At 69.8% G+C, this 10,319-nt stretch carries 10 protein-coding genes and 2 pseudogenes; 4 read left to right on the top strand and 8 right to left on the bottom strand.

What is annotated here, in order from left to right; genetic code table 11:
- The 3 genes and pseudogenes from VHS75_RS16250 to VHS75_RS16240 all read right to left on the bottom strand — a co-directional run.
- A pseudogene (locus tag VHS75_RS16250) lies at positions 1 to 389 on the bottom strand (tRNA pseudouridine(55) synthase TruB); the annotation flags it as partial.
- The gene (rbfA, locus tag VHS75_RS16245; RefSeq protein ID WP_329639658.1) at positions 389 to 820 is read right to left on the bottom strand and encodes a 30S ribosome-binding factor RbfA; all 432 of its coding nucleotides are present in this window, start codon (positions 818 to 820) and stop codon (positions 389 to 391) included. The pseudogene VHS75_RS16250 and the gene rbfA, both read right to left, overlap by 1 nt.
- Before the next feature lie 62 nt (positions 821 to 882).
- On the bottom strand, positions 883 to 2,646 hold the full coding sequence (locus tag VHS75_RS16240) for a tetratricopeptide repeat protein (protein ID WP_329639657.1): 1,764 nt from the start codon (positions 2,644 to 2,646) through the stop codon (positions 883 to 885).
- 153 nt (positions 2,647 to 2,799) lie between these two features.
- On the opposite strand from VHS75_RS16240, the gene VHS75_RS16235 reads away from it, so the two are divergent.
- From VHS75_RS16235 to VHS75_RS16220, 4 genes are all read left to right on the top strand, one after another.
- Positions 2,800 to 3,042 (top strand): cupredoxin family copper-binding protein, encoded by a 243-nt coding sequence (locus tag VHS75_RS16235; RefSeq protein WP_329639656.1) that lies wholly within the window; start codon positions 2,800 to 2,802, stop codon positions 3,040 to 3,042.
- A 20-nt stretch (positions 3,043 to 3,062) separates the two neighbouring features.
- Entirely contained in the window at positions 3,063 to 3,686 is a 624-nt protein-coding gene (locus VHS75_RS16230; protein WP_329639655.1) for a sigma-70 family RNA polymerase sigma factor, read from the top strand.
- Positions 3,683 to 4,459, top strand: coding sequence for an anti-sigma factor (locus VHS75_RS16225; RefSeq protein WP_329639654.1), 777 nt, complete (start codon positions 3,683 to 3,685; stop codon positions 4,457 to 4,459). Before VHS75_RS16230 ends, VHS75_RS16225 begins: the two co-directional genes overlap by 4 nt.
- A 90-nt stretch (positions 4,460 to 4,549) precedes the next feature.
- Complete coding sequence (locus VHS75_RS16220) at positions 4,550 to 5,017, top strand: hypothetical protein (RefSeq protein ID WP_329639653.1); 468 nt, start codon at positions 4,550 to 4,552, stop codon at positions 5,015 to 5,017.
- Here VHS75_RS16220 and VHS75_RS16215 read toward each other — a convergent pair.
- The 5 genes and pseudogenes from VHS75_RS16215 to VHS75_RS16195 all read right to left on the bottom strand — a co-directional run.
- Positions 5,014 to 5,805: a dienelactone hydrolase family protein gene (locus tag VHS75_RS16215; RefSeq protein WP_329639652.1), complete on the bottom strand. Its 792-nt coding sequence runs from the start codon at positions 5,803 to 5,805 to the stop codon at positions 5,014 to 5,016. The two genes, VHS75_RS16220 and VHS75_RS16215, sit on opposite strands and share 4 nt — an antisense overlap.
- Before the next feature lie 36 nt (positions 5,806 to 5,841).
- Positions 5,842 to 6,339 carry a hypothetical protein gene (locus VHS75_RS16210; protein ID WP_329639651.1) on the bottom strand — a complete coding sequence of 166 codons (498 nt, stop codon included), beginning with the start codon at positions 6,337 to 6,339 and terminating at the stop codon, positions 5,842 to 5,844.
- A gap of 75 nt (positions 6,340 to 6,414) precedes the next feature.
- Positions 6,415 to 6,882 (bottom strand): hypothetical protein, encoded by a 468-nt coding sequence (locus VHS75_RS16205; RefSeq protein WP_329639650.1) that lies wholly within the window; start codon positions 6,880 to 6,882, stop codon positions 6,415 to 6,417.
- A gap of 186 nt (positions 6,883 to 7,068) precedes the next feature.
- On the bottom strand, positions 7,069 to 10,044 hold the full coding sequence (gene infB, locus VHS75_RS16200) for a translation initiation factor IF-2 (RefSeq protein WP_329639649.1): 2,976 nt from the start codon (positions 10,042 to 10,044) through the stop codon (positions 7,069 to 7,071).
- 147 nt (positions 10,045 to 10,191) lie between these two features.
- Positions 10,192 to 10,319, bottom strand: a pseudogene (locus tag VHS75_RS16195) (DNA-binding protein); the annotation flags it as partial.

Here is a 10,319-nt window from a genome sequence, read left to right as displayed (position 1 = left end):
CGACCTTGATGGCGGAATAAGCCGGCGGCACCTGGCTGATTTCGCCCACGAAGGCGGGGAGCGCCGCCTCCACCTGCGCCACCGTCGGGCGCACGTCGGAGGTTGCGATGGTCTCGCCTTCGCGGTCGCCGGTCGCGGTGGACACACCAGGCGATGGTGAAGCGGTAGGCCTTGTCGGCGTCCACCAGGTAGGGGACCGTCTTGGTGGCCTCACCCAGCGCAATGGGCAGGATTCCGGTGGCCAGGGGGTCCAGCGTGCCGGCGTGGCCCGCCTTCTGGGCGTTGAAGGCCCGGCGCACGCGGCTGACCGCGTGGGTCGAGGTCAGGTCGTAGGGCTTGTCGAGGCAGATCCAGCCGGAAACCGCGTCGCCCTTGCGGCGGCGGGCCATCAGTCTTCGTCTTCCGAAGCGTGGCTCGGCTTCAGGTCCCGGGCCACCCGCGGGTCGTCGAACAGGCGGCTCATGCGCGCGGCCACGTCGAAGGTGTCGTCGTGCAGGAACTTGAGCGCCGGGGTGAATTTCATGTCGATGGCGTGGCCCAGGCGGCCGCGCAGGAACTTGTGGTGGCGGTTCAGCGCCTTGACCACGACCGCCGCCTGTTCGCCGCCGCCCAGGGGCTCGACGAAGACCGTGGCGTTGCGCAGGTCCGGGCTCATGCGGACTTCGGTCAGGGTGATGGAGACGCCGGCGATGTCCGGGTCGGTGATCTCTTGCTCGCGCAGGATCTCCACCAGGGCGTGGCGCATCAGTTCGCCGGCGCGCAGCTGACGTTGGGAGGGGCCGCGCGGGGCCTCTCGGCCGGTGGCGGAAGGACGTTTCATGACTGGCTCGCTCAAGCCTGGGGCGCGGATCGGACGCACCGACGCAGGGGAAGGGCGCGCTTCTAGTCGCCGGAGCGAGCTGTGTCCAGAGACGCGGCCCGGGCGCGCAGCATGCGGGTGAAGGCGTCGCGGATCGGCGGCACATAGCGATGCTTGGCCGGCGAGGCCTCCGCGGTCTCGTCAAGGTGGATCAGGATGCAGGCGTTGGCCTCGAACAGCAGCAGGTCTCCGACGGCGCTCAGCGCGCAGTCCATCCCGGCGTAGTCCAGGTCAAGGCGGCGGCCGATCTCGTCGGCGGCGGCGGCGGCCCGCGGCCCGAACACCCCGCGCCAGTCGGCCAGGAAGCGCTCCTCCTCGGCCAGCTTCCAGGCCGACTTCGCCATGTCCGCGCGCCAATAGTGCAGCAGCCAGTCCTCGCCGATGGCCAGGTGAAACGGATAGGGGCGGCGATCGACGAAGATCATGCGGTATTTGCGCCAGAAGCCATCAGCCGACCGGAAGTCGTGAAACGGCGCCAACAGCAGACGTTCGGAAGGTCCGCTCGCTAGATAGGCCTGCTTCTCAGCCTCGCTGGTGAGCCGCACGAGGTTTTCCCCGCCATGATCTCCGGCCGGCCGGATGAGGACCGGGTTCTCGATCGGCAGCGCCGCCAGGTCCGCCGGCCGCAGCGCCCGGACCGGCGGCGTCACCAGGCCGGGAACGCCTGCGAACAGGGCCGATGCGTTCGCCCGGGCGGTGCGCGCGATGGCGTGCGGCGGATTGAGCACAGGCTTTCCCAGGCGTTCGCAGAAAGCCGCGGCTGCGGCCAGTTGTTGGCCGTCGTCGCGATCCGCGTCGCCCAGCGTGCTGAAGATGACAGTGGCTTCCGCCAGCGTGGCCGGATCGATCGCGCCCAACGGCGCCTCCGCCTGATCCTGCGACAGCAGGGCGAGCGTCAGGGTCGTGAAGCAATCCGGGTCCACGAGGTACCGGGTCGGCACGTGGCCGGCCCCGACGGCGCACAGGACAACGACCGTTTCGAGGGGCGCCACTCCGGCGTTTCGCCGCTGGACGCCGAAGCGGCGGGCCAGGCCGTTACGGATCTCCTGCGCCTCGTCGGGACGTTTCGACCGATCCAGGATGACCGCCAGCTCTTCGATGGCGTCGACACCGTCATGGCCGGCCGCGATATGGGCTCGGGCCGCCGCCTCCGCCTCGGGGAGCCGCCCGACCCGCGCCGCGGCCTTGGAGAGCGCGCCGAGGAGGACCGCCACCGCCGCCCTGAGCGCCGGGTTGGGGTCGGCCAGCGCGATCAGCAGTTCATCCATGGCTTCGCCGGACCGGCCCAGGTCGCCCAGCACCAGGCCGCGATTGCCGCGCGCCACCTGGAAGGTCGGATCGAGCTGCAGGGCCTCGTCGAACGCCGCCAGCGCCTCCTCGCGGCGGCCGAGGCGATGCAGGGAAACGCCAAGCTCGTTGCGGATCGGCGCGAAGGCCGGGGCCCGCCGCGCCGCTCGGCGAAACAGCGGCACCGCCGCCTCGTCGTCGCCCTGCCGCGCCCACAGCCGGCCAAGCCCGAGCAGCGCCGTGGCGTCGGTCGGCCGCAGGGCCAGGTGGCGATAGGCCATCGCCTCGGCGGCCTCGGCGTCCTCGCCGTCGGCCAGGATCAGGGCCAGCATGCCGAGCGCCTCGTGGTGGTCCGGCCACCGGGCGAGGACCGCGCGATAGGACGCCTCGGCCTCGGCGATCCGACCGGCGGCGTGCTCGGTCATGGCTTCGCGCATCAGGCCGGCGGCGTCGGCTGCGGGCGATTGGACGTCGCCCGCCTCTGGCTTAGCTGAAAGCATCCGCCACCTTCGCACCGGATTGGCTACCACAGGATTTCCAGACTGCGACGCATGTGTCGGCGGTTCATCCGGCTGAAATGCGCGGGGCGGCTGCGACCCGGGGAATAAATCGCAGCGCACGGCGGCCGCGGCGCTGCGGCGGCCGGACCCACGGTGAAGATCGACAACTTCGTCTTCGGCCCGGAGGCGCTCACCGTCACGATCGGGACCACGGTCACCTGGATCAACCAGGACGACATCCCGCACACCGTCGTGGCCGACGACAAGAGTTTCAAGTCCAAGGTCATGGACACCGACGAGCGGTTTTCGTTCACCCTCACCAAGGCCGGGGAGTACGGCTACTTTTGCTCGCTGCACCCGCACATGACGGGCAAGGTGATCGTCAAGGCGGGCTGAGGCGGGATGGACGGACCACGATGAGCGCGCGAAAGCCGTTCTTCCGGCCGCGGCTGGCGTTCAGCCGCAAGGCCCAGCCTCCGGCGGCCGATCCCGCGCGGGAATTCCGCACGGCGATCCTGCCGCACATGGACGCCGCCTATAACTTCGCCCGCTACCTGGCCCGCGATCCGACCGCTGCCGAGGACATCGTTCAGGAGGCCTTCCTGCGCGCCTTCCGCGCCTTTCCCGCCTGGCGCGGCGGCGCGCCCAAGGCTTGGCTGTTCGCCATCGTGCGCAACTGCTTCCTCGACTGGACCGCCGGGCGCAGCGGCGCCGGCAAGGTCCTGGTGGACGAAGGGTCGTTGAGCGCGGCGCAGGCCGACGCCCTGGCCAATGTCGCTGACCCGGATCATGACAGCCCGGAAGAGGCGCTCTTGCGCCGCCGCGAAGCCGAGACCCTGCGCGCGGCGATCGAGAACCTGCCCGAACCGTTCCGCGAGACCCTGGTCCTGCGCGAGCTGGAGGAGCTCAGCTACAAGGAGATCGCCGCCTTGACCGCCGCCCCGATCGGCACCGTCATGTCGCGCCTGGCGCGGGCGCGGCAGATGCTGTGCGACATGCTGCAGCCGCAAGGCGCGCGCCTTCAGGAGGTCCGGCGATGAGCGCCTGCCCGGACAAGGCCCTGCTGATCCACGGCCTGCTGGACGGCGAGTTGGACGCCGTCAACGCGGCCGCCTGCGAGGCCCACCTGAAGACCTGCGAGGGCTGCAACGCCGAGTACCAGCGCCTGGTCGCCCTGCGCGAAACTCTGTCGGCGCCGAGCGTGGCGCATCGAGCTCCGGAGCGCCTGCGGGCGAATATCGAAGCGATGATCGCGAGCGAGGCGACGCCCCAGCCTCAGCCTCGTCATGGCAGGCGGACCGCCGGCTACGCCGCGACCGGCGCGCTCGGCGCCCTGATGGCGGCGGGCCTGGCGGTCTTCGTGGTGCTGCCGCAGGTCGCCGACAACGGGCTGGAGCGACAGCTGGTCGCCAGCCACGTGCGCTCGCTGTTGGCCAACCACCTGACCGACGTGGCGACCTCGGACCAGCACGTCATCCGGCCGTGGCTGAACGGCAAGGTCGACGTGGCGCCGCCGGTGCCGGAGCTGGCGCCGGAAGGTTTCCCGCTGGTGGGCGGGCGGCTGGACTACATCGACGGCCGAGTGGCGCCGGCCATCGTCTATCGCCGCCGGGCGCACACCGTGAACCTCTTCGTCTGGCCCGACGACCGGCGCCTGGTCAACGGGGCGAAGACCGTTCGCCGCGACGGCTACACGGTGGTGGAATGGACCGCCGGCGGGCTCCGCTATGCCGCGGTTTCAGACATCGACCCGGGCGATCTGCAGCACTTCAAGGCCGTCTTCGAGGCTCATTCGCCAGACCCCTCGCACTAGGGCCGCGGCGCAGCTAGCTTGCCTCCGCGCCGGGCCGCCGCCAAGCGCAATTGCGAATTAATCGCACAGCGCTTTCGGGAGACCATCTTGGTGAAATCGAAGACCGCGCGGGGCAATCCGGCCCTGCGCCTCGCGTTGATCCGCCAAATCCACATCTACATCAGCGTCTTCGTGGCCCCGAGCCTGCTGTTCTTCGCCTTCACCGGCGCCCTGCAGACCTTCCGCATCCCAGACCAGAAGACCGCGCCGGTGGTGATCCAGAAGCTGGCGCGGCTGCACAAGGACGATGTCTTCGCCATCAAGCCGCTGCGGCCCGAACGGCCAAAGGCGGCCGGACACGACGGGACGGATCGCCCCAAAGCCGACCCCGAGAAGCCGCCGGAAGCCAAGGCCTCGATCGAGGCGATGAAGTGGTTCTTCGCCGCCGTCTCCGTAGGTGTGATGTTCAGCACCCTGTTCGGCCTCTGGATGGCCTTGGCCCACAGCCGCCGGAAACCGATCGTCTGGGTGTTGCTGGTCGCCGGCGTCGCAACCCCGGTGTTGATCGCTGCGCTTTAGGCGCCCGTCCGTTCCTTGAAGAACTGGATCACCCGCATCTCGGCGGCCTTGGACGGACCGTCGGGCCTCAGGTGCAGGGTCAGGACCGAGTGGGGCGGGATTTCGGCCGGCGCGGCGTCCTCGTCGCTGAGCTCGATGGTCTCGACCCGCGCGCCGAATTCGCGCTTCAGGGTCTCGAAGCGCGCGTCCGGCACCAGGACGTCGCTCTTGTAGCGCAACGCCAGCATCGTCAGGTCCTCCGCCTCGAAGCGGCGCCTGGCACAGGCGATCTCCTTGGGCGACGCATCCAGGCCCGCGGCGCGCTTCCTTGATCCGGCGGCGATCGGCATGGATGGCTGGGACATCACCGGCGCCACGACCGCGGGCTCGGTCATCATCGCCAGCGCGAACCCGCCGGTGAAACACATGCCCACGGCGCCGACGCCCTTGCCGCCACATTCGGCATGGGCGGAGCGGGCGAGCGCCCGCAACCATTCGACGATCGGGCTCGACGACCGCGTTGACCAGACGTGGAACTCGCGGCGAATGCAGATGGCGCCCAGCATCGAGGTCATGGCGTAGTTTCGGCTGACCGGTTTGCCCGGCGTCCCGAACAGGCTCGGGCAGAAGACTGTCATGCCCGCCTCCGCCACATGGTCGGCGAAGCGCAGCACCAGGGGGTGCAGACCCGGGATTTCATGGATGATGATGACGGCGGGGCCGGATCCCTTGCGATAGACCGGCCGGGTCCAGAGCCCGTCGGTGAAGTCGAACTTCTCGTAGCCCTCAAGCGCCGCGTCGTAAGCCATTCCGGTCCCCGCAAACTCGAGCGAGACCTTAGGCAATCACAGCTTCAGGCGCAGCATCGATGAATCGCCTTCGAAGCTGGTCAGCTTCCAGACGCCGGCTTCCTTGGTGAAGACCAGCAGGCAGGGGCCGTCCTTCTTCTTGGTGGCGCAGACGCGACCGTCCGGCAGGGTCTTCAGCGCCTGGGAGATGACGATCGGCCCGGGGATCTGGGTGTCGGCGCGATAGCCGTAGTGCTCGGCCACCATGCGGAAGGTCTTGGGCTGTACCAGGAGCTGGTCGGCGATATCGAGCGTCTGCGGCCCGAGCAGGGCGGCCAGGCCCTTCAGCTTCTTGTTGGTGGAGAGCTGTCCCTCGATCTTGCCCTGCAGCTCCGCCTTCAGGGCCTCATGGTCGACGTGGGCGTCGAAGGTCGCGCTGTCGTTGTCGCGGATCGAGATTAGCAGGGCGTGGACGTCGTTGGCGGCGCCCAGCTTCTGGGCCGTAGCGCAGGCGGCCAGGACGAGGGCCATGAGGCAGATGACGACGGCGCGCATGGCGGGCTCCTGGAGGCTCCCGGCTAGGATAATCGCGTAAGAGGGCGACTTCACGGCTCGATTGAAACGAAAGGGTCAGTCGCGGCCCAGCATCGCCCGCGCCCAGAGTGCGATCGGAAGGCCGATGACGAACATGTGGCCGCCGAACTCCTCGGCGAACTGGATGCCCTTGGGCGCGCTCGGAGGTGCGTGCGACAGAGGCACGATGACGAAATGCATGACGATATAGATCGCCACCCCGAACAGTGGCCCCGCGATCCAGGCCAGACGGCGCAGGATCGGCGCGCGCAAGGACACGCCGACGAAGATCGCGGCGGCCACGATCAGGATGAAATAGTGCGAGGCGATGCCGATCGGATCGACGCTTGGCGGCATAGTCTTGACCGCGTCGCCGTACCAGCCGCGGGCGATGGCCTTGGCCACGCCGCTGGCCGTGCCGTGGTAGATCAGCATGGCGGCGAAGAAGTCGAAAGTGGCGGCCATGAAGCCGCCGCCCAGGATGGCGGCCACGATGGCGCCGGGCGTCTTGGACGTCGATGTCATGGCGGTTGTTTCCCCCCGTTCGGCCACGACGCTTTCACGGAAATCCGCCCCGGGCAAAGCTGGCTTGAGGAAAAGCGACCAGCGGCAGTTCTGCCGCCACAAGCGGGCGCCGGGTCCGGAAGCCTGGTGCGAAAAAGCCCCGGAGGGTCGCTCCGGGGCTCTTGATCGTTCGGATCGGCGGCGCGCTTAGAGCGTGCGCTTCACTTCTTCGAGGCTGAAGCACTCGATGACGTCGCCGGCCTTGATGTCCTGGAAGCCCGCGAACGCCATGCCGCATTCGGTGCCGGACTGGACCTCGTTGACCTCGTCCTTGAAGCGCTTGAGCGTCTGCAGGGTGCCGAGTTCGAGGACCACGATGTCGTCGCGGATGATCCGGACCCGGGCGCCCTTGCGGACCACGCCCTCAGTGACCCGGCAACCCGCCACGCGGCCGATCTTCGAGATGTCGAAGGCCTGCAGGACTTCCGCGTTGCCGAGGAAGGTTTCCCGCTGGATCGGCGCCAGCATGCCCGAGAGCACGCCTTTGATGTCGTCCAGGAGGTCGTAGATGATCGCGTAGTAGCGGATCTCCACGCCTTCGCGTTCGGCCAGGTCACGGGCCTGTTTCGAGGCGCGGACGTTGAAGCCGATGATCGCCGAATTGGCGCCCTTGGCCAGCATCACGTCGCTCTCGCTGATCGCGCCGGCGCCCGACAGGATGATCCGCGCGCGGACCTCCTCGGTGCCGATCTTCTCCAGCGAACCGGTGATGGCTTCGACCGAGCCCTGCACGTCAGCCTTGATGACCAGCGGCAGTTCCGACGCCTTCTTGTCGGTGATCTTCGACATCATCTCGGCCAGCGAATTGCCCTGGGCCGGCGCGCCGGCCTTTTCGCGCTTCACGCGGACGCGGTAGGCGGTCAGCTCGCGGGCGCGGGCTTCGTTCTCGACCACGGCGAAGGGATCGCCGGGCGCGGGCGTGCCGTCCAGGCCGAGGATTTCCACCGGCACGGAGGGGCTGGCTTCCGCCACCTGTTCTTCGCGTTCGTTGAGCAAGGCGCGGACCTTGCCCCAGTGGTCGCCGGCCACGACGATGTCGCCACGGCGCAGGGTGCCGCGCTTGACCAGCACGGTCGAAACCGCGCCGCGTCCGCGATCCAGCTTGGCCTCGATCACCACGCCGTCGGCGATGCGGTCGGGGTTGGCCTTCAGGTCGAGGACTTCGGCCTGCAGGAGGATGGCTTCCAGCAGGTTGTCGAGGCCCGTCTTCTCCTTGGCGGAGACTTCGATGACCTGGGTTTCGCCGCCCAGGCTTTCGACGACGATCTCGTGCTGCAGCAGCTCGTTGATCACCCGCGTCGGGTCGGCGCCCGGCTTGTCCATCTTGTTGATGGCCACGATGATCGGCGCGCCGGCCGCCTTGGCGTGATTGATGGCCTCGATGGTCTGAGGCATCACGCCGTCGTCGGCCGCCACCACCAGCACCACGATGTCAGTCACGGTCGCGCCGCGCATCCGCATAGCGGAGAAGGCCGCGTGGCCAGGGGTGTCGAGGAAGGTGACCCGCTGGCCGTCGGCCAGGTTCACCTGATAGGCGCCGATGTGCTGGGTGATGCCGCCGTGTTCGCCGGACACCACGTCGGCGGAGCGCAGCGCGTCCAGTAGCGAGGTCTTGCCGTGGTCGACGTGGCCCATGACGGTCACCACCGGCGGACGCGGCAGCAGGTGGTCGTCCACGTCCTCGGCGCCGATGAAGCCCTCTTCGACGTCGGATTCCGAGACGCGCCGCACAGTGTGGCCGAACTCGGTGGCCACCAGCTCGGCGGTGTCGTTATCGATGACGTCGTTGATCTTCAGCATCACGCCCTGACGCATCAGGAACTTGATGATCTCCGCGCCGCGGATCGCCATGCGGTTGGCGAGCTCGCTGACCGTGATGACGTCGGGAATGACCACTTCGCGGGCCGCGCGGGCCTGCTCCTGCGTGCCGCCCTTGCGCTTCTCGCGTTCGCGTTCGCGCGCCCGGCGGACCGAGGCGAGGGAGCGCATCCGATCGACGGCGCCCTCATCGTCACCGGCAACGGCCTGGATGGTCAAGCGGCCCTCGCGGCGTTGCGGGGCGCCCTTGGCGCGGCTGATCGCCTTGGAGGGCGCGGCCTCGCGGCGACGGTCGTCGTCGTCGGGGCGGCGGTCCATGAGCGCGCCGCCGGGCCGCGGGGCCTGACGCGCCGCGCGCTGGATTTCAGGAGTCGCAGGAGGCGCGGCGGGGCCGATACGCGGACCGCCGGGGCCACGGGCGCCGCCGGGGCCACCCGGACGCGGGCCGGCCGGGCGCGGGGCGAGCGCCGAATAGCGCACGGTGTCGCCCCCGGCCGCCGGGCGCGGGCCACGGTCGTCCTGCCGCGGCGGGCCACGGTCGTCGCGGGGCGGCGGCCGGCGGTCGTCGTCGGGGCGCGGCGCGCGCTGGTTGAAGCTGGCGCCTTCGAACCGCGAGGGGCTCGGGCGGTAGGTCGTGGTGCTGGCCCGGTCGTCGCGGCGATCGGCCGAGGGCTGATAGGTGCGGGTCTGGTTGCCGCCGGTGGGCGCGCTGGGCGCCGCCGGACGCGGCGCGACGGGAGCAGCAGTTACAGGCGCGGCGGCGACCGGAACGGCCGGAGCCGGCGCGGGGGTCGGAGCCGGGGTCGGCGCGGGCGAAGGCGCTGCGGCCGGAGCCTCAGCAACCGGCGCTGCCGGGGCCGCGGGTGCGACCGGAGCCGCAGGCGGCGGCGCGGGCTGAGCCGCGGCGCGGGCCGCGGTCTCGGCGCGGGCGCGCTCCTCGGCGGCGTGGCGTTCGGCGGCCTGGCGTTCCTGGGCGGCGTCGATGGCCCGCTGGCGCGCGGCGCGTTCCTCGGCGGAGAGACCGTCGTTCGGAGCGCCGGCAGGGCGCGGAGCGGCCGGCGGCGGAGCCGGACGCGGCTCGAACAGGCGCTTTTCGGCGGACGAGGGCGCGGCAAGGTTGCCGCCGCCCGGCACATGCGTGCGGGCGCGCTTTGTCTCGACGACCACCGTCTTGGAACGGCCGTGGCTGAAGCTCTGCTTCACCGTGCCGGCGCTGACCGATCCGGCCCCGCGGGGCTTCAGGGTCAGGGGCTGGCGCCCGCCCGGAGGCGGGGGATTACGGCCGCTGTTGTTCTCGTCGCTCATGCGCTCGCTTTACTCGTCGGCCGGCGATCCGGCCAAAGGCTAGATAATCTCAAACCGGAGCGTCTCCTGACGGAGCCACTCCAACTTTCCCCTGCCGTTTCCGCAATGCGAAAACAACGGCGGCGGGACTTGAAGTCCCGTTCGCCTCTAAGGCTCCTCGCGCCAACTCTCAGGAAGGAGCGGGCAAAAGCCCGACAGCCGAAGAGCGTCCTGCGCCCAACGATCGGCGGCTCGCCCCGCAAGGAAGGCGGTGTGTATCACATTCTCCGCGCCTA

This window comes from Phenylobacterium sp. (genome assembly GCF_036264965.1).
Lineage (GTDB): Bacteria > Pseudomonadota > Alphaproteobacteria > Caulobacterales > Caulobacteraceae > Phenylobacterium.
This window is presented reverse-complemented; position numbering and strand designations above follow the sequence as displayed.